The sequence below is a fragment of the Paracoccus yibinensis genome, from assembly GCF_030846195.1.
Lineage (GTDB): Bacteria > Pseudomonadota > Alphaproteobacteria > Rhodobacterales > Rhodobacteraceae > Paracoccus > Paracoccus yibinensis.
The window spans coordinates 1-21,771 of sequence record NZ_JAVCWH010000014.1; the positions used below are offsets into that span (position 1 = coordinate 1).

The 21,771-nt window shown below is 64.1% G+C and carries 19 protein-coding genes; 8 read left to right on the forward strand and 11 right to left on the reverse strand.

The window, feature by feature from the left end:
- Positions 1-183: 183 nt before the first annotated feature.
- Positions 184-1,140 (reverse strand): L-malyl-CoA/beta-methylmalyl-CoA lyase, encoded by a 957-nt coding sequence (locus RAH32_RS17870; protein ID WP_306609774.1) that lies wholly within the window; start codon positions 1,138-1,140, stop codon positions 184-186.
- A 141-nt stretch (positions 1,141-1,281) separates the two neighbouring features.
- Here RAH32_RS17870 and RAH32_RS17875 point away from each other — a divergent pair, with 141 nt between their 5' ends.
- Positions 1,282-2,142: a D-amino-acid transaminase gene (locus RAH32_RS17875; protein ID WP_306609775.1), complete on the forward strand. Its 861-nt coding sequence runs from the start codon at positions 1,282-1,284 to the stop codon at positions 2,140-2,142.
- Positions 2,143-2,246: 104 nt separating this feature from the next.
- On the opposite strand, the gene RAH32_RS17880 is transcribed toward RAH32_RS17875, so the two are convergent.
- Together RAH32_RS17880 and pepN are read right to left on the reverse strand one after the other, a co-directional pair.
- Complete coding sequence (locus tag RAH32_RS17880; protein WP_306609777.1) at positions 2,247-3,155, reverse strand: 1-acyl-sn-glycerol-3-phosphate acyltransferase; 909 nt, start codon at positions 3,153-3,155, stop codon at positions 2,247-2,249.
- Between the two features lie 42 nt (positions 3,156-3,197).
- Positions 3,198-5,789 carry an aminopeptidase N gene (pepN, locus tag RAH32_RS17885; protein ID WP_306609779.1) on the reverse strand — a complete coding sequence of 864 codons (2,592 nt, stop codon included), beginning with the start codon at positions 5,787-5,789 and terminating at the stop codon, positions 3,198-3,200.
- Positions 5,790-5,988: 199 nt separating this feature from the next.
- Here pepN and RAH32_RS17890 point away from each other — a divergent pair, with 199 nt between their 5' ends.
- The 6 genes from RAH32_RS17890 (at position 5,989) to RAH32_RS17915 (ending at position 13,256) form a co-directional block, all read left to right on the forward strand.
- The gene (locus RAH32_RS17890; protein WP_306609780.1) at positions 5,989-6,609 is read left to right on the forward strand and encodes a hypothetical protein; all 621 of its coding nucleotides are present in this window, start codon (positions 5,989-5,991) and stop codon (positions 6,607-6,609) included.
- Between the two features lie 173 nt (positions 6,610-6,782).
- Positions 6,783-8,354 carry a Re/Si-specific NAD(P)(+) transhydrogenase subunit alpha gene (locus RAH32_RS17895; protein WP_306609782.1) on the forward strand — a complete coding sequence of 524 codons (1,572 nt, stop codon included), beginning with the start codon at positions 6,783-6,785 and terminating at the stop codon, positions 8,352-8,354.
- Positions 8,355-8,367: 13 nt separating this feature from the next.
- Positions 8,368-9,810: an NAD(P)(+) transhydrogenase (Re/Si-specific) subunit beta gene (locus RAH32_RS17900; protein WP_306609784.1), complete on the forward strand. Its 1,443-nt coding sequence runs from the start codon at positions 8,368-8,370 to the stop codon at positions 9,808-9,810.
- Positions 9,811-10,009: 199 nt separating this feature from the next.
- Positions 10,010-11,443: an NCS1 family nucleobase:cation symporter-1 gene (locus tag RAH32_RS17905; RefSeq protein ID WP_306609786.1), complete on the forward strand. Its 1,434-nt coding sequence runs from the start codon at positions 10,010-10,012 to the stop codon at positions 11,441-11,443.
- A gap of 13 nt (positions 11,444-11,456) precedes the next feature.
- Positions 11,457-12,764 (forward strand): DUF3422 family protein, encoded by a 1,308-nt coding sequence (locus RAH32_RS17910; protein WP_306609788.1) that lies wholly within the window; start codon positions 11,457-11,459, stop codon positions 12,762-12,764.
- A gap of 150 nt (positions 12,765-12,914) precedes the next feature.
- Entirely contained in the window at positions 12,915-13,256 is a 342-nt protein-coding gene (locus RAH32_RS17915; RefSeq protein WP_306609790.1) for an arsenate reductase family protein, read from the forward strand.
- Between the two features lie 3 nt (positions 13,257-13,259).
- Here RAH32_RS17915 and RAH32_RS17920 read toward each other — a convergent pair whose 3' ends face one another.
- The 7 genes from RAH32_RS17920 to RAH32_RS17950 all read right to left on the reverse strand — a co-directional run bounded on the left by RAH32_RS17920 (position 13,260) and on the right by RAH32_RS17950 (position 19,734).
- Positions 13,260-13,685, reverse strand: coding sequence for a protein tyrosine phosphatase family protein (locus RAH32_RS17920; protein ID WP_306609792.1), 426 nt, complete (start codon positions 13,683-13,685; stop codon positions 13,260-13,262).
- A 274-nt stretch (positions 13,686-13,959) separates the two neighbouring features.
- Positions 13,960-14,640: a phosphoglycolate phosphatase gene (gene gph, locus RAH32_RS17925; protein WP_306609794.1), complete on the reverse strand. Its 681-nt coding sequence runs from the start codon at positions 14,638-14,640 to the stop codon at positions 13,960-13,962.
- Positions 14,637-15,191: a thioredoxin family protein gene (locus RAH32_RS17930; RefSeq protein ID WP_306609796.1), complete on the reverse strand. Its 555-nt coding sequence runs from the start codon at positions 15,189-15,191 to the stop codon at positions 14,637-14,639. Before RAH32_RS17930 ends, gph begins: the two co-directional genes overlap by 4 nt.
- A gap of 244 nt (positions 15,192-15,435) precedes the next feature.
- A complete protein-coding gene (locus tag RAH32_RS17935; RefSeq protein WP_306609798.1) occupies positions 15,436-17,700 on the reverse strand; it encodes an adenosylcobalamin-dependent ribonucleoside-diphosphate reductase in 2,265 nt (754 codons plus the stop codon).
- A 70-nt stretch (positions 17,701-17,770) separates the two neighbouring features.
- Positions 17,771-18,622: a lyso-ornithine lipid O-acyltransferase gene (gene olsA, locus RAH32_RS17940; protein WP_306609800.1), complete on the reverse strand. Its 852-nt coding sequence runs from the start codon at positions 18,620-18,622 to the stop codon at positions 17,771-17,773.
- Positions 18,619-19,401 carry an L-ornithine N(alpha)-acyltransferase gene (olsB, locus tag RAH32_RS17945; RefSeq protein WP_306609841.1) on the reverse strand — a complete coding sequence of 261 codons (783 nt, stop codon included), beginning with the start codon at positions 19,399-19,401 and terminating at the stop codon, positions 18,619-18,621. The genes olsA and olsB overlap by 4 nt, the downstream gene beginning before the upstream one ends.
- A gap of 153 nt (positions 19,402-19,554) precedes the next feature.
- A complete protein-coding gene (locus RAH32_RS17950) occupies positions 19,555-19,734 on the reverse strand; it encodes a DUF3553 domain-containing protein (RefSeq protein WP_306609801.1) in 180 nt (59 codons plus the stop codon).
- Positions 19,735-19,773: 39 nt separating this feature from the next.
- On the opposite strand from RAH32_RS17950, the gene RAH32_RS17955 reads away from it, so the two are divergent.
- Positions 19,774-20,397, forward strand: a complete 624-nt coding sequence (locus RAH32_RS17955; RefSeq protein WP_306609803.1) for a histidine phosphotransferase family protein — start codon at positions 19,774-19,776, stop codon at positions 20,395-20,397.
- A gap of 11 nt (positions 20,398-20,408) precedes the next feature.
- Here the strand turns inward: RAH32_RS17955 and RAH32_RS17960 are convergent, their stop codons facing one another.
- The gene (locus RAH32_RS17960; protein ID WP_306609805.1) at positions 20,409-21,668 is read right to left on the reverse strand and encodes a glutamate-5-semialdehyde dehydrogenase; all 1,260 of its coding nucleotides are present in this window, start codon (positions 21,666-21,668) and stop codon (positions 20,409-20,411) included.
- Between the last annotated feature and the right edge of the window lie 103 nt (positions 21,669-21,771).

Sequence of the window (21,771 nt, forward strand, 5' to 3'; positions counted from 1 at the left end):
ATCCGCTCCATGAGCCGGATCTTCAGTTCCTTCATCAGCCCGGCATCGCCGAGCAGATCCTCAGGGCGCTCAACACCCTTCAGCAGTTCATCCAGAAGTTCCTTGGAGATCGTCATGCATGCTTCCTTTCGGTGAAGCATGGACCGGATCACTCATACACAGAAGACCTGACACTCTCCAAGACTATCCCCCAATCAGTTCCGCCTGCCGCACGATCACCTCGGCCTGCTTGATCGAAGCGATGTCCACCAGCCGCCCCTTGTAGACGGTCGCGCCTGCGCCCTCGGCCTTGGCCTTTTCCATGGCAGCAAGGATCTCGCGCGCCTCGGTCACGGCGGCGTCGCTGGGCGAGAAGACCTCGTTCGCCAGCGTCACTTGGCTGGGGTGGATCGCCCATTTGCCAACCATCCCCAAGGTGGCCGAACGCCGGGCCTGGGCGATGAAGCCGTCTTGGTCGCTGAAATCGCCGAAAGGGCCGTCCACCGGCAGCAGCCCGTGGGTGCGGCAGGCGGCGACGATGGCGGTCTGCGCCCAATGCCAGGGATCGGGCCAGTACTTCTGGCCTTCCCGGATCATGTAGTAATTCTCCTGCGTCCCGCCGATGCCGGTCGTGGCCATGCCCATGGATGCCGCGAAATCCGCCGCCCCCAGGCTGATCGCCTGCATCCGGGGTGACGAAGCCGCGATCTCCTCGACATGGCAGATGCCCGCCGCGCTTTCGATGATAACCTCGAACCCGATGCGCTTTGACCGGCCCCTGGCGCGCTCCACCGCCGTCACCAGGGCATCCACGGCATAGATGTCGCTGGCGTTCCCGGCCTTGGGGATCATGATCTGGTCCAGCCTTTCGCCCGCCTGTTCCAGCAGGTCCACCACGTCGCGATACCAGAAGGGGGTGTCCAGGCCATTGATCCTGACCGACAGCGTCTTGTCGCCCCAGTCGATGTCGCCGATGGCCTGGATGATGTTCGCCCGCGCCCGATCCTTGTCGCCAGGGGCCACTGAGTCCTCCAGATCCAGGTTGATCACGTCGGCGGCGGATTTCGCCATCTTCTCGAACAGGCTGTCCCGCGAGCCGGGGCCGAACAGCTGGCAGCGATTCAGGCGGGCAGGCGGCAGGGGTTGGGTGCGAAAGCTCATGGATATGTTCCGAAAGGATTTGCGTCCCGTCCAGCAATATTGTTTCGCACCCGCAGCATCAAGCCCGCAGTTTGGTTTGGCTTGACGACGCCGCGCTTTGGGCGCAGGACCACGCCGACGAACGCGACCACGGGGGACATCATGACGCGCACGGTCTATGTGAATGGCACCTACCTGCCCGAGGATCAGGCCACGGTCTCGATCTTCGACCGGGGATTCCTGATGGCCGATGGCGTTTACGAGGTCGTCAGCGTCCTGGACGGCAAGCTGCTTGATTTCGAAGGCCATCTGGTGCGCCTGAAGCGGTCGCTGAATGAGTTGTCGATGGACAATCCCCTGTCGGACGACGACTATCTGGCGGCCTTCCGCGCCCTGGTGGAGAAGAACGCGATTACCGACGGGCTGGTCTATCTGCAGGTGACGCGCGGCAATCCGGGCGACCGCGATTTCGCCTATCCCCCGCAGGGCACGCGGCCCACGGTCGTGATGTTCACGCAGTCGAAGCCCGGCCTGGCGGATGCACCCGCAGCAAAGACCGGCTGGCGCGTCATCAGCATCGAGGATCTTCGCTGGGCGCGCCGTGACATCAAGACGGTGCAGTTGCTCTATCCTTCCATGGCCAAGATGGCAGCCAAGGCGCGCGGCGTGGACGACGCCTGGATGGTCGAGGACGGCGTGGTCACGGAAGGCACCAGCAACAACGCCTATATCGTGAAGGGGGGCACCATCATCACCCGCGCGCTGTCGAACGACATCCTGCACGGCATCACCCGCGCCGCCGTGCTGCGCTTTGCGGCCGAGGCGCAGATGCAGGTCGAGGAACGCAGCTTCACCATCGAGGAGGCCCAAGGCGCGGATGAGGCCTTCATCACCTCGGCAAGCGCCTTCGTGATGCCGGTGGTGGAAATCGACGGCGCGGCCGTCGGCACCGGGCAGGTGGGTCCGGTCGCCACGCGGCTGCGCGAGATCTATCTGGAAGAAAGCCGCAAGGCGGCGGTTTGAACTGATTGCCTTCCCTTGCGGGCAGGCGAAGGCCGGGGGCTGACTGCCCCCGGACCCCCGTGGATATTTGGACACAGAAGAGAAAGCGGGTCGGGGACCGCGGTCTAGGCCAAGCCTTCCGACCCGCGCACCAGCCGCGCCCTGCCGCGATCCTGCATCAGGCGAGCGGCATCGGGGCCGGGCGCGGGCAGGGCCAGCACCGCGTCGCGCAGGACGTTGATCGCATCCTCTCCCCTGGGCAGCGTCGCGGGGTCGATGGGCGCGCCTACGGTCACGCGATAGGGCTGGCTGCGCTTGTTCAGCACCTCGTTGAACAGGGTCACGTCGCGCAGCGTCGGGTGGAGCGCGTCCAGCAGGTAGAACAGTGCCGAGTTGCGGGCGCGGATGTTCATGGGAATGATCGGCACGCCGAACTTGCGCGCGATCATCGCCGCGCTTGCCATCCAAGGGCGTTCGTGCAGCGTCAACCCGTGGCGCTTGGCCAGGCGGCCCGAGGGGAAGATCAGCCCGATCCGGCCCGCCGACAAGGCCTCGCGCGTGTAATCCATCGTGGCCTTGGTCTTGGCATGGCTGCGCTTTTCCAGCCGCCACTCCACGCCCGCGATCAAGTCAGCCACCTGCGGCAGCACGCGGATCATGTCATGGTTGGCATAGATGAACAGGTCGTCGCGCAGATGCGACATCAGGGCATGGACCACGATCCCGTCCGCGATGCCGGTCGGATGGTTCGCCACGATCAAGGCAGGGCCGGAGGCGGGGATATGCTCCATCCCCTCGACCCGGACATCGCGCACGATCAGGTCGGTCATGCGGCGCATGATCTCGACCGTGGGGGCATCACGGAATTCGGCCCCAAGGCGGATGGTGGTGGGATAGCGCAGAAGGCCCATCATCGCCCATTTCACCAGGCGGTGATGGGCCTTGCCGGAATAAAGCCAGGGGGCCCGCTCGGCGATCAGCGGGTCCAGGCGGGCCTGCATTTCGGCCTTGGCATCGGCGGGTCCGTCATTCATGCCGGCCTTTCTGCCCCGCGCCGGGGGCGACCGCAAGTCGCATCACGCGCCAGCGGCGATCATCCGCGAAACCATCTCGCGGGTGTTCTTGCTCAAACCCTGGACTGCGGCGATTCGTTCCAGTGACGCCAATGCCTTGGCGCGACGTCCCGTGTCGTATCGGGTCCAGGTTTCAAAGGCAGTGGACATGCGGGCGGCGATCTGCGGGTTCACGGGATCCATGCGCATCAGCCAGTCCGCCACGAAGTCGTATCCCGACCCGTCGGCGGCGTGGAAGCCCGCATGGTTGGCCGAAAGCCCGCCGATCAGCGCGCGGAAGCGGTTCGGGTTCTTCCAGTCGAAATCCCTACGCTGCGACAGGTTGCGGGCCACCTGTGCGGCCTGGGCGGGCGGCGCGGCCATCGGCTGGACGGAAAACCACTTGTCCATCACAAGCCGGTTGTCCGCGAACAGGTCATGCAACGCGGCCAGTTCCGCCTGCCCGCGTCCGCGCCGCAACAGGGCGGTCAACGCGGCGATGCGTTCGGTCATGTTTCCGGCGACACCGAACAGCACCTCGGCCCGTTCACCGCCGTCGATCCGGGTCAGCAATGACAGCACCGCGTTGCGCAGCGACCGACGCGCCGCATCCACGGCATCGGGGCGATAGGAACCCTCGACCGTCATCTCGGCATAAAGGCGCGACAGCAGGTCCTGATGCGTTTCGGCAACGTCGCGGGCCAGGGATTCACGCGCGGCATGGATCGCATCCGGGTCGGGGATGACGCCATCGGCAAACAGGCGGGTGGCAATCTCCTCCTCTCCAGGCAGGTTCAGGCAGAGCGCGCGGAAGGCGGGATCGGCGCTGTCGTCGGCAATCAGGCGGCCAATGGCCCCGACGTAATCCCGCCCTGCGGTCTGCCCCTGCGAGGCCGCAATCAGGGCCGACAGCGCAAGGTTGCGACCAGCCTCCCAGCGGGCGAAGGGGTCGGTGTCGTGGGCCAAGAGGAAGGCGCGCGTGGCATCGTCCAGCTGGCGCGACAGCATGACGGGCGCCGAAAAGCCGCGCAGGGCCGATACAACAGGGCGCGCGCCGAGGCCGTCAAAGGTGAAGGACTGGCTGGCCTCGGTCATCTCAAGCACCTGTGTGGGCGCAACCTCATCGCCATTGGGGCCGATCAGGCCCACGGCAATCGGGATCACGCGCGGCAGTTTCTCGGACTGACCGGGCGTGGGCGGGGTTTCCTGGGTAAAGGTCAGCGCCAGAGTGCCGCCCGCCCCGGTCGGTTGCCAGTCCTCTGCCATGGTCAGGCGAGGCGTGCCGGCGTCAGTATACCACCGTTTGAACTGGCTCAGGTCCCGGCCCGTGGCGTCCTCGAAGACCTTCAGCCAATCCTCGATGGTGGCGGCGTCGCCGTCGTGGCGGTCGAAATAGAGATCCAGCGACCGGCGATAGCCGTCGTCGCCCACAAGGCGCTTGAGCATGCCGATAACCTCGGCGCCCTTTTCATAGACCGTCGCGGTGTAGAAGTTGTTGATCTCCTCATACCGATCCGGGCGCGGGGGATGGGCCAGCGGGCCCTGGTCCTCGCGAAACTGGCGGCTGCGCAGGGCCTGCACATCCTCGATCCGCTTGACGGCCGCGCTGCGCATGTCACTGGTGAACTGCTGGTCGCGGAAGACCGTCAGCCCTTCCTTGAGGCAAAGCTGGAACCAGTCGCGGCAGGTGATGCGGTTGCCGGTCCAGTTGTGGAAATATTCATGCGCGATCACCGCCTCGATCCGTTCGTAATCGCCATCGGTCGCGGTTTCGGGGCTGGCAAGGACCAGTTTCGAGTTGAAGATGTTCAACCCCTTGTTTTCCATTGCCCCCATGTTGAAGTCATCGACCGCGACGATGTTGAAGACATCCAGGTCGTATTCGCGGCCATAGACATCCTCGTCCCATTTCATCGACTTGATGAGCGACTCCATGGCAAAGCCCGCGCGGTCCTGGTCGCCCGGACGAACCCAGACGTTCAGCGCGACCCTGCGGCCCCCTCGCGTGGTGAAGCTGTCGCTGACAGCCACCAGATCGCCCGCGACAAGCGCGAACAGATAGGAGGGCTTCGGCCAGGGATCGTGCCATTCCGCGCGGCCCTGCGACTGGCCCACGGGGTTGCCGTTCGACAGCAGCACCGGCAGGTCGCTGTCGATGGTGACGTGGAAGGTCGCCATGACATCGGGACGGTCGGGATAGAAGGTGATGTGGCGGAACCCCTCGGCCTCGCACTGGGTGCAGAACATCCCGTTCGAGATATAAAGTCCCTCGAACGCGGTGTTCGCGGATGGGTCGATGCCAACCTCGGTTTCCAGAAGGAAGGAATGGCGGGGCAGGGCGGCTGCGGCGATCGTCAAGGTTTCACCCTCGCGCCTGACATGCGCGGGATCGGGGGCGACCCCGTCGATCGTCAGGGACAGCAGCCGGACCCCCTTGCCGCCATCCAGGACAAGGCTCTCGGGCCGTTCGGGATCGCGCGGAGCCAGAGACAGGACGGTTTGCACACGGGTATCCGTGGCCGCGAGGCGGATCGTCATGCGCGTTGACGATAAAACAAAGGGATAAGGGCGGTAATCGGCAAGAAATTGCACATTTTGCGCCGTCGTCGTGATCATCCTGTCCCCGCCGTCAAAAAGCTGCTCCGCCGCGCGGAACTTCATCTTGTCCAATGTGTTAGTCGCCTGAAGGCCGGGTCGCAAGTCGGCTGGTTCAACCTATGGGTCCGTTCGGTCTGATCGACACGGGACCACCGGCAGAACACATCTGCGGCGACGCTGAACCGGTGTCTCATTACAGAACTTTTGGAGGCCAGCAATGACCTATGACCCGAACGATCCGAACCGCACACGTCCTGTCGACCCGGTTACGCCCAAGGAAACCTATGTCGAGCCGGTCGAGCGTCGCTCCTCGCCGCTGCCATTGATCATCGGTGTCCTGCTCGCGCTTGCGCTGGCTTATTTCGTATTGCAGCGCTTCACGGGGGACGACACCGTTGCGGTTGACGGCGACACGACCACGGTAACGACGACCGATGCGCCCGCCACCGATGCGGGCACCGATGCGGCCGCCGATGCCGAAGCTGCCGCGGACGACGCAGAAGCTGCGGCAGACAGCGCCGCGGTTGCGACGGAAGAAATCGCAGATGATGCGGCCGCCGCCACCGAGGACGCCGCAGAGGCTGCCGAGAACGCTGCCGAAAGCGCCGCTACGGCTGCCGACAATGCCGCCGATGCGGTCGGCACCGCCGCCGAGGGCGCAGCCGACGCGGCCAGCGATGCGGCTGACGATGCCGCCGCTGCCGCCGCGGATGCGGCCAGCGACGCGGGTGAAGCCGTCGATGACGCGGTGTCGATCGAAGAGCCGGACACCACCACCACGACGCCTCCTGCCACCACCACGCCGCCTGCCCCGGCAACCACGGCGCCGGCGAACTGACCGTCAGGCATTTGCACGACTTCCGCCCAGGGCCGTCTGGCCCTGGGCGTTTTCTTTGTTCGTCCCGACCGCATTCGACATTTGTCCTGCATGGACCACGCACGGACTTGTGAAAGAATATTTCGCGGTGCTATCTGTCACCCGGAACAAAGCGAGCGGGGGGCAACACAGCCATGAAGATTGGCGCGTTGAAGGAAGGTTTCGAGGGCGAGGCGCGTGTCGCGGTCACGCCATCCTCTGCCGGGCATCTGATGAAGCTGGGCCACGAGGTCTTTGTCGAGGCCGGAGCAGGGGCGCGGGCTGGTTTTTCGGACGACAGCTATCGCGGGGCGGGGGTGACGGTTGTGCCTTCCGCAGCCGAGCTGATCCGGTCTGTCGATGTGGTGGCCAAGGTGCGCCAGCCGTCCGAAGCCGAGATCGGGCAGATGCAGCCGGGACAGACGCTGATCAGCTTCTTCTATCCCGCCCAGAACAGCGAATTGTTGGTCCAGGCCAAGGAACAGGGCATCACTGCGATCGCGATGGACATGGTGCCGCGCATCAGCCGGGCGCAGAAGATGGATGCGCTGTCATCGATGGCCAATATCGCCGGCTATCGCGCAGTGATCGAGGCCGCCAACAACTTCGGCCGCTTCTTCACCGGACAGGTCACTGCCGCCGGCAAGGTGCCGCCGGCCAAGGTGCTGGTGGTGGGCGCGGGCGTCGCAGGTCTGGCGTCCATCGGCACGGCCGTCAGCCTGGGCGCGCAGGTCTATGCCTTCGACGTTCGCCCGGAGGTGGCCGAGCAGATCGAGTCGATGGGCGCCGAATTCGTTTATCTCGATTTCGAGGAAGCGCAGGATGGCGCGGCCACGGGCGGCTATGCCGCGCCCTCGTCGCCCGAGTTCCGCGAAAAGCAGCTTGCGAAGTTCCGAGAGCTTGCACCGCAGATGGATGTGGTCATCACCACCGCGCTGATCCCCGGCCGCGACGCGCCCAAGCTTTGGACCCGCGACATGGTCGAGGCGATGAAGCCAGGCAGCGTGATCGTGGACCTGGCGGCCGAGCGGGGCGGTAACTGCGAACTGACGATCCCTGACGAGCGTCACGTGACCGAGAACGGCGTGACGATCATCGGCTATACCGATTTTCCGTCGCGCATGGGCGCGCAAGCTTCGGAATTGTATGGCAACAACGTCCGCCACTTCCTGTCCGACCTGACCCCCAAGAAGGACGGCGTGATCCAGCACAACATGGAAGACGACGTGATCCGGGGGGCGACCGTCACCCGTGACCATGACGTCACCTGGCCGCCGCCGCCGCCGAAGATCGCGGCAATTGCAGCGCAAAAGCCCAAGGAGAAGAAGCGCGAACTGACGGTCGAGGAACGCCGCGCGTCCGAGGTGGCGGCCTTCAAGGCGGAAACCAAGTCGCAGGTCACGCTGCTGGTCGCGGGCGCGATCGTGCTGCTGGTGATCGGCGCGGTGGCACCGGCCAGCTTCATGGCGCATTTCATCGTTTTCGTGCTGGCCTGCTTCATCGGCTTCCGCGTCATCTGGAACGTCGCCCATTCGCTGCACACGCCGCTGATGGCGATCACCAATGCGATCAGCTCCATCATCATCCTGGGGGCGCTGATGCAGATCGGGTCCGGGTCCTGGTGGGTCGTCCTGCTGGGCGCGTTGGCCGTGCTGATGGCGGGCGTCAACATCTTCGGTGGCTTCATGGTCACCCGCCGCATGCTGGCGATGTTCCAGAAGTCGTAAGAGGAGAGGACGCATGGAATACGGATTCACCACCGCGGCCTATGTGGTCGCAGCCGTGCTGTTCATCCTCTCGCTGGGGGGATTGTCGGGACAGGAAAGCGCCAAGCGGGCGATCTGGTACGGCATCGCGGGGATGGCCTTGGCCGTTCTGGCGACGCTGATCGGGCCGGGCGCGGGCAACTGGTTCCTGTCGCTGGTCATGATCGCCATCGGCGGCGCGATCGGCTGGGTCGTGGCGCAGCGCGTCCAGATGACCGAAATGCCGCAGCTTGTCGCCGCCATGCACTCGCTGGTGGGCTTGGCGGCGGTCTTCGTGGGCTTCAACGCCCAGATTGAACTGGCCCGCGTCCTGCGCGCCAAGGCCGAGGGCGGCGTGCATGTCTTCCAGGGCTTCGCCGCGGTTCTTGCCCACAAGACCCCGGCCGAGATCGCGATGCTGAAGATCGAGGTCTTCCTGGGCATCTTCATCGGCGCCGTGACCTTTACCGGTTCGGTCGTGGCCTTCGGCAAACTGGCGGGCCGCGTCGATGGCAAGCCGAAGAAGCTGCCGGGTGGACACCTGCTGAACGCCGGCGCACTGGGCCTGTCGATCCTGCTGGGCATCCTTTATTGCGCGGGCGTGGGGCCGGCGATCTTCTGGCTGATCCTGATCACGCTGCTGGCCTTCTTCATCGGCTATCACCTGATCATGGGCATCGGCGGGGCGGACATGCCGGTCGTGGTGTCGATGCTGAACAGCTATTCCGGCTGGGCTGCGGCGGCCATCGGCTTCACGTTGGGCAATGACCTGCTGATCGTGGTCGGCGCACTGGTTGGTTCAAGCGGTGCGATCCTGTCCTATATCATGTGCAAGGCGATGAACCGCAACTTCGTCAGCGTGATCCTGGGCGGTTTCGGCGGCGAGACCGGACCTGCGGCCGAGATCACGGGCGAACAGATTGCCATCGACGCCGAGGGTGTGGCCGCCGCGCTGAACGACGCTGACAGCGTGATCATCGTCCCGGGCTACGGCATGGCCGTGGCGCAGGCGCAGGGCGCGGTCAGCGAACTGACCCGCAAGCTGCGCGCAGCCGGCAAGACGGTGCGCTTTGCCATCCACCCCGTCGCGGGTCGCCTGCCGGGCCACATGAACGTGCTGCTGGCAGAAGCCAAGGTGCCCTATGACATCGTGCTGGAGATGGACGAGATCAACGAGGACTTCCCCTCGACCGACGTGGTGATCGTCATCGGCAGCAATGACATCGTGAACCCTGCGGCGCAGGACGACCCGAACAGCCCCATTGCCGGGATGCCGGTGCTGGAGGTCTGGAAGGCCAAGCAGGTCTTCGTCAGCAAGCGCGGACAGGGCACCGGCTACTCGGGGATCGAGAACCCGCTGTTCTTCAAGGACAACACCCGGATGTTCTATGGCGACGCCAAGGACAGCTTGAACAAGCTGCTGCCGATGATCGAGTGAAAACGGGCAGGGGACGGGCGACCGTCCCCCTGCTGATTCGTACGCGGATCGCCCACGGCGCGGGCAATCTGTAAAGGCATTTTCCTGCAATACTGATTCTACGCCGCCGGACCTTGTTCCCGTATGGTCGCGCTTGGCGCAGCGTAAACTTTCGGCTGTCATGCAGTTGAAGAAACAATCACAAGGGCAGGGACAGACCGTGAACCATCCGGACTATATCCATATCGCCAGCGGCGATCCATCGCTCTACAACGATGACCTTGCGCCCGTCCCGCATGAAAGGCGGCACTGGGGCGCGTTCGAGATCTTCAACGTCTGGAACAACGACATCCAGAGCCTGTTCGGCTATACCCTGGCCGCCTCGCTGTTCCTGTCCTATGGGCTGAACGGCTGGCTGACCTTTACGGCAATCGTCGTGTCGGGGCTGATCGTCATGTGGCTGGTGAACCTGTCGGGTCGCCCCTCGGTTCGCTACGGCATTCCCTATGCGGTGATGGCGCGATCCTCGATGGGCGTGAAGGGCGCGCGGTTTCCGGCGCTGATCCGCGGCATCGTCGCGATCTTCTGGTACGGGGTGCAGACCTATTTCGCCTCGACCGCCGTGGCGCTGGCGATCCATGCCCTGCTCGGGATCGAGGACAGCGGCGGCGGCTTCCTGGGCCTGAACGGCGTGGACTGGATTGCCTACATCATCGTGGCGGGCTTTCAGATCGGGTTGTTTATGATGGGGATCGCCTGGGTAGGCCGCTTCCTGAACTGGGCAGGACCCTTCGTCTATCTGGTAATGATCGTGCTGGCGCTGATGATCTGGTATCAGGCCGGAAATGGCATCTGGTCAGAGATCGGCGTCATCTTCCAAGGGGGCGACAGCGAATACAGCACCGTGTCCGGTTTCATCGCCGTGGTGGGGACCATGGTGGCCTACTTCGCGGCGGTGGTGATCAATTTCGGTGACTTTTCGCGCTTCGTTCAGACCGAACGGCAGATGCGCGTGGGCAATTTCTGGGGCCTGCCCGTGTCCATGGCGTTCTTTTCCTTCATCGCGCTGTTCATCACCGCAGGCGCCGTGGTGCTGTTCGGAGAGCGGCTGACCGATCCGACTGCCATCGTCGAACGCGTGGACAGCCTTGCCCTGACGCTGATCGCGGCGGTGACGTTCTTTGCGGCGACGGTGGGCATCAACCTGGTCGCCAACTTCGTGCCCGCCGCCTATGACATCGCAAACCTGTCGCCATCGACGATCAGCGCGCGCACCGGCGGGATCATCACCGCAGCGGTGGCCTTCGTCATCGGGGCCTTGTGGGTGTCGGTGATTTCCACGATCGGCATTGCAGGCTTCGTGGACACCCTGGGGGCGATCCTTGCGCCGTTATACGGAATCCTGATCGCCGATTATTATGTGGTCAAGCAGAGGCGCCTGAAAGTCGATCAGATGTTCAGCGCGGATCCGTCGGGCAGCTACTACTATGATGGCGGTTGGAACCGGCGTGCCATCATGGCAGTGGGAATAGCGGCGGTCTTTTCCATCGGAACGGTCTGGCTGCCCGCCTTGCAGGCGTTGTCCGGCTTTGGCTGGCTGATCGGCGCGGTGCTGGGCGGAGTGCTGTATATCCTGTTCAGCCGCAGGAACTGAAAGGGAGAGTGGCGTGGGGCCGGACATCGAACACCCGTTGCGATACGATCTTGTCAACGAACTGCATGCCCGTCCCTCGCCCCGCCTGACAGCCCCCGCGACATGCGCGTTCGTGGCCTTCAAGGAACCGCGGGACGCGGCCAATCGCGACCGGGATCGGGACATGGCGCATCTGACGGCGCTGACCTCGCGGCATGGCGGCCCGCGTCCCGATCCCGACGACAGCCATTATCAGGGGCGGCTGGGCCGGCACGACCTGAAATGGGAAAGCCATACGGAATTCGTGACCTATATGGCCATGACCCCTGGCCTGCCGATCCGGCCCTTCGATCCAAGCGCGGGGGCGATCTTCTCGGCGGATTGGCAAGCCGCCGCGCCCGGGCGCAGGGTTGCCGCCGTGATGGTCCAGATCGACATCCTGCCGGAAGACCCCGCCGACGCGCTGGAGCGGATAGGCACATGGTTCGCCCGTGACAGCCTGACGGCCGTCTGGGTGCTGGAAGAAGCGGCCATGATCGCGGGTGACTTCCGCATCGACCCGGATGGCTGGATGCGGTTCGCGGTCTTCGTGCGCCCGGATGTGGGGCCGGGCCGGATCGGCCGCATCGTGCATCGGCTGGTCGAACTGGAAACCTATCGCGCCATGTCGATGCTGGGACTGGGCCGGTCACGCGGCCTGTCGCGCCGCCTGAACGAACTGGAACCGCGCCTGTCGGCCATCGTCGAGGGCATGCACGACAATGCGCGCCCGGCCGAGGCCGTGCTGCATGAATTGCTGGAGGTGTCGGCCGAACTGGAAGCCCAGGCGGTCCAGCACTTCTTTCGCTTTGGGGCGACCAGGGCTTATGAAGCGATCGTGATGGACAGGGTTTCGGCGCTGCGCGAAACCCGGTTCCAGGAGCGGCAGATGCTGAACGAATTCATGCGCCGCCGTTACCGGCCTGCCATGCGCACCGTCGCATCGGCCGAGGATCGCCTGCGCGCGATGATCGAACGGACCCGGCGCGCCGCCGACCTGCTGCGCACGCGGGTGGATGTCGAACGGTCCGCCCAGAACCAGGCGCTGCTGGAGCGCATGGACCGCCGCGCCGACCTGCAACTGCGCCTGCAGCACACGGTCGAGGGGCTGTCGGTCGTCGCAATCAGCTATTACACGGTGGGATTGCTGTCCTATGCACTCTATCCTGTGGCATCGGCCTTGGGGGTGGACAAGGCTTATCTGATTGCAGGATTGACCCCTGTTGCGGTCCTGATCGTCTGGTGGACGATGCGTCAGGTTCGCCGCAGCCTGCACAAGCACGGCCCGGCTGGTGATTTGTAACTTGCCGTGCGCCTGCGGGACGGAAATAAGCCGTTCCATACAACCCATTTTAGGAGCCGACCGTGAAACTGATCCTGACCCTTGCCGCGCTTCTGACCCTGTCCGCCTGCGGGGTTCCGCTGGTTCCTTTTGTCTGACACGGATCCTGCCATGAAATCCCTGACGCTTTATGGATTGTCACATTGTTCCACCTGCCAGAAGGCCCAGACGGAATTGCAGCAGAACGGATGGACGGTGAACTTCCGCGACGTCCAGACGCAACCCCTGACCGAGGAGGAACGCAGCCGCCTGGCTGCGGAGTTCGGCGACAAGATCGTGAACCGTGCAAGCCTGACCTGGCGGGGCATGTCCGATGAGGAACGGGCAGCCGATCCGGTGGCGATGATGGGCGCAAAGCCCAGCGTGATGAAGCGCCCGGCCATTGTCGCGGACAACCTGCGCCTGCTGGGCTGGACCGCCAATGTCAAGCGGGCCTTGGGCGTCCCGGCGTAACGATCAGCGGCTGGCGCCCGCCAGGGACCGCATCAGGGGCACCACGCCCGACAGGTCATAGCCTGCCTGGGCGGCGGTGTTCAGAACCTCGGCCTCGGACAGCTTGCCCGATTGGGCAAGCGCCCACAGGATGGTCGAACGGTTGCCCGACCGGCAATAGGCGATTGCCGGTTTGGCCCCGTCAAGCGCAACCGCAAAGCCTTGGATCAGGTCCGAGGTGATCTGCCCTGGCTGGAAGGGAAGATAATGATATTCCATCCCGGCATCAGCAGCGGCTTTTGCCATGACGTCGTGATCCACGGCGCCGCTTTCCTCATCGGGACGGTTGTTGATCAGTGTCTTGAAGCCTGATTGGGCCAGCAAGGCCACGTCTTCAGGGTCGATCTGCGGAGAAACCGCAAGATTCGGTGTAAGCTGGCGAAGATCCATGACAAGCCTTTCCGTGGCACAGCCCCCGGATTGGCGCATCTGCGTCCGCAATGTCAAGCGCGTGCAGGAGTATCCGCCGATGGTTCGGGCTGGGTGCCCGCCAGATCCGGCGGCCAGCCGCCAAACCGGGCAGGCTGATTCTGACGGCCATGCAATGGTCCGTTGGACCCATGTCCAAACAACGCCGGCCACTGCAAATCGCTCCTGGAAGGAATGGCGGTGCGTTTCCCGGTGTCGGCCACCGCGCTGTTCCCATCCCAAGTCGATGCGCGCATCACGCCGGAACTTGATTCTCGATCATGCCGGGCAGGGCTGCGAAGTCGTCGAAGGACGCCAGGTGAGGCAGTTCCTCGACAGGAGTTTGGCGATAGCCCTGGGTATAGATCAGGAAGGGCACCGATGCAGCCGCCGCACATGCTGCGTCGAATTCGCTGTCACCCACGTAGACTGCCTTGGGATTCCTCGGATCGGCCCCGAGGGCCTGTATGGCCGCACGCAATGGCGCGGGATGAGGCTTTCGTTCAGGAAGCGAGTCGCCGCCGATGACACAGCTAAAAAGATGCGCGATGTGGAAATGTCTCAGGATGGCCTGCGTGACCGCCAAGGGCTTGTTGGTACAGATTCCCAGCGGATGCCCGCGATCTGCAAGCGTTTCCAGTGTCAAAGCCGCATTGGGGAAAAGGGCGGTCAACTGTGTCGCGTCCTGATAGCAAGACATGAAGGCGGCGATGTATTCCGCTTTTCTGGCATCCTGAAGTTCTTGTGCGGCAATGATCTTTTGCCACAGGACATCAACACCGCCGCCAATGAAGGTGCGCACCTGCTCCAGCGTCAGAAGCGGCGTGCCGTGCTGTCCAAGGACGGAGTTGATACAGGCGTGAATGTCCGGCGCGCTGTCGATCAAGGTGCCATCCAGGTCGAATACGATCGGGCAGGGTGCAAGGCACACGTTCATGCGGCCTTCCACTTTATAGAGCAGCCCATTGACGGAACTTGCCTTTCAGGTCCCTTGCCAGTTTCGGCGATTTGCAGCATCGCTTCCAGCAATTCCCGTCGTGCCTCAATCGGACCCGGTGTCCTGGCCGACGCATCGAACCGTCCACGATATTGCAACGTTCCTTCCGCATTGTAACCGAAGAAGTCCGGGGTGCATTCGGCGCCATAGGCACGTGCGACATCCTGGGTTTCGTCGTAAAGATACGGAAAGGTAAAGCCGCGGCGCTCAGCCTCGGCTTTCATGTGATCGGGACCATCCTGGGGATATTCCACGGCATCATTGGCCGAAATGGCAACGACCCCGATGCCTGATGCCTGCATTTCGCGCACGTCGCGCACGATCCGGTCGATGATGGACTGGACATAGGGACAGTGATTGCAGATGAACATCACCAGAGTGCCGCGTGGTCCTGCAACATCCGCCAGCCGGTAAGTCCGACCATCTGTTCCTGGCAGTTCAAAATCGTGCCACAGAGCGCCAAAGTCACAAACGGGGGGCGATACGGCCATGACATCCTCCGATCAGGTTTGCGGGTACAAGTTTGGAAAACATCGGAGGGAAGAACAAGCCCGGGTACAGTTGCAAGGTGTCTTTGATCCATAATACAGATTATTTATAACTTTGGTATAGCCCGGGGACGCGCTATCCTGAAATGCGACTTTCTGTGCTCAACAATGGGTTGAGCCATGAAAGGATCATAGAATGAAGGTTCGGCTTCCCCACCTTTCCCTTTCGGAACGCCGCCACCATCCCCTACCCGCATTTCGAATGCCCGCAATGGGGACAGGTCATGCAGCCTTCGTTCATGCGCATGCCGTATTGACCGCAGTTCGGACAAGCCGGGCCAAGCGGGCGTTCGCTGACTGGAACGGCTTCCATGTGGGGGTCGGACTTAAGACCCATTCCCTCTCCTGACAGGAAGCCGATGGCAACCATGTGGCGTTCGATGACTCCGCCGATGGCAGCCAGTATCGAAGGGACGTAGCGCCCACCCATCCATGCGCCGCCCCGAGGGTCAAAGACCGCCTTCAACTCCTCGACCACAAAGGACACGTCGCCTCCGCGCCGGAAGACGGCGCTGATCATCCGGGTCAGGGCGACCGTCCAGGCGAAATGCTCCATGTTCTTGGAATTGATGAAGATCTCGAACGGACGGCGATTGCCTGACTGCACGATGTCGTTGATGGTGATATAGATCGCGTGTTCGCTGGCAGGCCATTTCAGCTTGTAGGTCGCGCCCTCCAGTGCGGCGGGGCGATCAAGGGGCTGGGTCAGATAGACGACATCGGCCCCGGTATCGGCCTGCGGCGCGGTTTCCGCCTTTTCGCTGACCGACAGCACGCTGCCTGTCACATCGTTGGGGCGATAGGTGGTGCAGCCCTTGCAGCCCAGTTCCCAGGCGGACAGATAGACGCCCTTGAAGTCGTCGAAGGATATGTCGGCGGGGCAGTTGATCGTCTTGGAAATCGAGCTGTCCACCCACTCCTGTGCTGCCGCCTGCATGGCGACGTGATCGCCGGGGGTCAGGGTCTGGGCATTCACGAAGTGATCCGGCAGGGGCGCATCGCCGTGCAGATCCCGCCACATCTGGACAGCGTAATCCACGACCTCTTCCTCGGTCCGCGACCCGTCCTTCTGCAGCACCTTGCGGGTATAGGCGTATGCGAAGACCGGCTCGATCCCCGAACTGACGTTGCCCGCATAAAGGCTGATCGTCCCGGTGGGCGCGATGCTGGTCAGAAGCGCGTTGCGGATGCCGTGCTGCGAAACAGCCTGCCGGACATCCTCGTCCATCCGCTGCATGAACCCGGATGCCAGGAAGGCATCGCGGTCGAACAGCGGGAAAGGCCCCTTCTCCCGGGCCAGATCGGCGCTTGCAAGATAGGCTGACCGCGCGATGGCCTTCATCCAGTCCCGCGTCCGGTCAACCGCGTCCTGCGCGCCATAGCGCAGCCCCAGCATCAGAAGCGCATCCGCAAGCCCCGTCACGCCCAGACCGATGCGGCGCTTGGCCTGCGCCTCTGCCGCCTGCTGGGGCAGCGGGAAGCGAGAGGCATCAACCACGTTGTCCATCATCCGCACCGCCACGCGAACCAGATCGTCAAGCGCCGCCATGTCCAGCCGCGCCTTCGGCGTGAAAGGATCGTTGACCAGCCGCGCCAGGTTGACCGATCCCAGCAGGCAGGCGCCATAGGGCGGCAGCGGCTGTTCGCCACAAGGGTTCGTGGCCGAGATCGTCTCGGCGTAATGCAGGTTGTTCTGCTGGTTGATGCGGTCGATGAAGATCACGCCCGGTTCGGCATAATCATAGGTGGCGCGCATGATCCGGTTCCACAGGTCGCGCGCTTGGGTCGTCCGATAGACCTTGCCCCCGAAGATCAGATCCCACGAAGCGTCAGCCTTCACAGCTTCCATGAAGGCGTCAGTCACCAGGACAGACAGGTTGAACATGCGCAACCGGGCACTGTCCTGCTTGGCTGCGATGAAGTCCTCGATATCGGGGTGGTCGCAGCGCATCGTGGCCATCATCGCGCCCCGCCGCGACCCCGCCGACATGATGGTGCGGCACATCGAGTCCCACACATCCATGAAGGACAGCGGACCCGAGGCGTCGGCCCCTACCCCCAGCACCTCGGCCCCCTTCGGGCGCAGAGTGCTGAAGTCATAACCGATGCCGCCGCCTTGCTGCATGGTCAGCGCGGCCTCTTTCAGGGCGTCGAAGATGCCCCCCATGCTGTCCTGGATCGTACCCATGACGAAGCAGTTGAACAGCGTGACCGACCGCCCCGTGCCTGCCCCTGCCAGAATGCGGCCCGCCGGCAGAAACCTGAAATCCTCAAGGACCGCGTAGAAACGACCTTCCCATTCGGCCGGCTCTGCCTCGACCCGGGCCAGATCGCGAGCGACGCGGCGCCAGCTGTCTTCGACCGTCAGGTCGATCGGACGATCCTGGGCGTCCTTCAGGCGATATTTCATGTCCCAGATCTGTTCGGCAATGGGTGCGGCGAAACGGACCATGATGGACCTCTTGGGGCAGCAAAGGGATGAATCTACAAGATATGGGTTTTTTGGCCAGCCAATCAAGCGATCAGATTGCCATTCCTCGCCGCACCGCATCCTCGCACGCGATGGCCAGGGTCTTGCGCGTCTGCCCTGCAGCCGGGATCGGATCATGGAGGACCACCCTCACCCGCCCCTGCCGCCGGGCCGCCAGCACGGCCAGCAAATGCGGCCCAAGGTCCATGTCGCCCCACCAGCCATAGAAACGCGGATCCGCCCCCTCTGGCGCCTGATAAAGCGCGCTGACCGGCTGGATCGCCAGTCCTTCAGGCAATGCAGGATCAAGAAAACCCTGAAACAGCGTCGCCTTGAAAGGCAACAGGCGCCGCCCGTCGGTCGAAGTGCCCTCGGGAAAGAACAGCAGCCGGTGACCCGCACGGACGCGCGCCGCGAATTCCTGCGCCTGTGCGGATGCCAGCCGGGGATCGCGGATCACGAAATGCGTGTCGGTCACACGGGTCAGGATGTTGATGCCGGGCCAGTCCGCGACCTCGGACTTGCTGACGAAGAAGACCGGCACGGCCGCATTCAGCACCAGGATGTCCAGCCAGCTTGAATGGTTGGCCACCACCGCGCCTGGGCCGCGCATCGGCTGTCCCCGGCACGACCAGCGGATGCCCATGCAGGCAAGGGTAAGGCGGCAGACCATCTGCACATGGGGCCCGGTCCAGGGGCGGCGGCGGCCGTAGAACAGCCGCTCGACCCCTCTCATCGGCAGGATCAAAAGCACCCCTGCCAACAGCACCAGAACAGCGCCGCCCCCGCGCCGCAGGACGCGCAGCCAGTCGCGAAAGCCCGATGGCGGTGCGCAAGGGGGCGGCACCGCGTCGCGCCAAGTCGACTCGGCCCGTCCCGGATCGACGCGTGGGGAAAGGGTCATTGCGGCTGCCAGCGGCTTTCATAGAAGTGCCGGTGCTTGTCCGACATCGCGGCAGTGTCCATCAACAGAAACACGTCGGTCGTGTTGAAGGCGCGGTCGATGAAGGCACCCTCGCCCACCATCCCCCCAAGGCGAAGATAGGCCTTGATCAGTGCAGGCATCCCGGCCATGGCCTCTCGCCGGTCAAGACGGTCGGCGGGGATCAGGTCCATCCTGTGATAACCCGCAGACAGCGCCCTGGGCCGCAGATCCGCGGGCGCAAGGTGGTGGTGGTACAACCAGCTGATCGAAGGGGCCAGCATCGGAATGTCCGTGCCATGGAAGCTGGCCACGCCGAACAGGATTTCGATCCGGTGATCAAGAACGTAATCGGCAAGGGCATTCCACATCAGGAACATCCCGGACCCGCCCCGGCAGGCCGGGTCGACGCAGGACCGGCCAAGCTCCAGCACGGGGCGGCCGCAGTCGCGCAAGGGCGTCAGGTCGTATTCCGAATCGCAGTAAAATCGCCCGAACTGCGCCGCGCGATCGCCGGGCAACAGGCGATAGACCCCGACGACATGGTCCAGATCCTCGGCCGAACGGCGATTGTCGATCAGGCAAAGATGATCCACGATAGGGTCGAATTCGTCGCGTTCCAACCGTTTGTCGTGATCCACCAACGGTCCGGTTCCGCCCAATTCCTCGACGAACACCCGATAGCGGAGGCGCTGCGCCGCCAGCAGATCCTGATCCGACACAGCCAGTCGGAGGTCGAAGAATGACGGATCGGTCTTCATGCGGGAGGCAGGGGCGATCATGGACATCACGTTCTCTCTAGGCGGGGGGCCGAGGCTTTGCAACAGCGCCGCAGGTTGATGGCGCCCCCGCCTTACCATGCGTCATGCCTTGCGCAGGACAATCAAAGGTTGCAATCGTGACGCTGAACCACTCTAGCCGCCCTGTGTCCAGACGATGTCCAGCGAAACCCGTCTTCCGTCGATGACCCGCTTTCCAGCCTCGGCGAAGTTGACCGTGATGCGGTCGCCGATGCGTGACTGTACCTGTCCCTCGCCCCATTCGGGCGCGCCGGGATGGCGGACGATCATTCCGGGTTCCAGGATCTCGTTCACGGCGGCTCTCCCTGCGTTCCACTGGAAAGGTAATGCCACATGACCCTGGATACAACGCGCCTTGCAGCGGGCGAGCTGTCGCAGCTTTTGGGGTCGCGGCTGTGCCACGATCTCGTCTCGCCGCTGGGGGCCATCGGCAACGGGGTCGAACTGCTGGAGATGTCGTCCGATTTTCCCGGCATCGCGGCCTGCCCCGAGCTGCAGCTGATCGCGGAAAGCGTGTCATCCGCCCGTGCGCGGATCCAGATTTTCCGCGTGGCCTTCGGGCAGGCGCAGGGTGATCAGCGGATTTCGCGCGCAGGGCTGGCGCAGCTTCTGGACGGGTTTTCCGCCCAGGGCCGGATGCAGGTTCACCTGGATGCACAGGGGGATTTCCCGCGCGCCGAAATGCGGATGATCATGCTGGCGATGATGTGCCTTGAAACGGCGATGCCGTGGGGCGGCAAGGTCACGGTGCTGCACGGTCCTGCAGGCTGGCGCCTGGTCGCCGAAGCCGATAGGACCAAACAGGACGCGGCCCTGTGGGCCTGGCTTGGCGGCGACGGACAGCGCAGCCCCCTGCCCTCGGAGGTTCACTTCCCGCTGCTGGCCGAAGCCCTGGCCGAAGCCCGCCGCCCTCCGACCTGGGAAGTGGACGAGACGGGCGCCGAAATCGCCTTCTGAAACCCGTTCCTTTAGGGGCGGATCGTGCCGTCGCCGGTCACCAGATACTTGAAGCTGGTCAGCTGTTCGGCACCCACGGGGCCGCGTGCGTGCATCTTGCCGGTGGCGATGCCGATCTCGGCGCCCATGCCGAACTCTCTGCCATCGGCGAACTGAGTGGACGCGTTTCGCATCAGGATGGCGCTGTCCAGGCCCGTGAAGAACCGCTGCGCCGCCCTGTCGTCTTCTGTCAGGATCGATTCGGTGTGCTGGCTGCCATAGCGGCGGATATGCGCGATGGCTTCGTCCACCCCATCCACCAGCCGCGCCGCGATCACCATGTCCAGAAACTCGCGCCCGAAGTCGTCCGGTTCGGCGGCGACAGTGCCGGGGATGCGCGCCAGGTCGCCCTCGGCCCGGACCTCGACGCCCGCGTCCAGCAACGCCCGGATCAGGTCAGGACCTCCGGGATAGGCCCGGTCGATCAGCAGGCATTCCGCCGCCCCGCAGATCCCGGTGCGCCGTGTCTTCGCGTTCAGGACCACGCTTTGCGCCTTGCCGGGATCGGCGGCGGCATCGACATAGACGTGGCAGATCCCTTCGAGATGCGCGAATACCGGCACCCGCGCTTCGCGCTGCACCAGTCCGACCAGTCCCTTGCCGCCGCGCGGAATGATCACGTCGATCAGACCCTGCGCCTGCAACATCGCGGTCACGGCGGCCCGATCGCGGGTCGGCACAAGCTGGATCGCGGCCTCGGGCAGGCCCGCCCCCTGCAACCCTTCGACCATGCAGGCATGGATCGCCTGACTGGAATGCAGGCTTTCCGAGCCGCCGCGCAGGATCACGGCATTGCCGGATTTCAGCGCCAGGGCGCCCGCGTCGGCGGTCACGTTCGGGCGGCTTTCATAGATGACACCGATCACACCGATGGGCGTGCGGACGCGCTGGATGTGCAAGCCGTTCGGGCGGTCCCATTCGGCCACGACCTCACCCACCGGGTCGCGCTGTTCGGCCACGGCGCGAAGCCCGTCCTCGATCCCGCGCAGGCGGTCCGCGTCCAGCCGCAGCCGGTCCAGCATCGAATCGGCCAGGCCCTTGTCGCGGCCGAACTGCATGTCCTTGTCGTTCGCGGCCAGGATGTCGGCCTGGTTCCGGCGCAGGGCCTCGGCCGCGCCGATCAGGGCGGCGTGCTTGCGCTCGGCGCTGGCCTGCGCCAGGTCGATGGCAGCCGCCCGTGCAGCCTCGCCCATCCGCGCGATCAGCGCCGTTGCATCATCATGATCGGTCATCGTGAACATCCCTTCCTGCAGCCGAAATGACCCATCCCGGCCTCCGCTTCAACCCAGCGGCTTTGCCTTGGCGGAAATATCCTGGGGGAGTCCGAAGGACGGG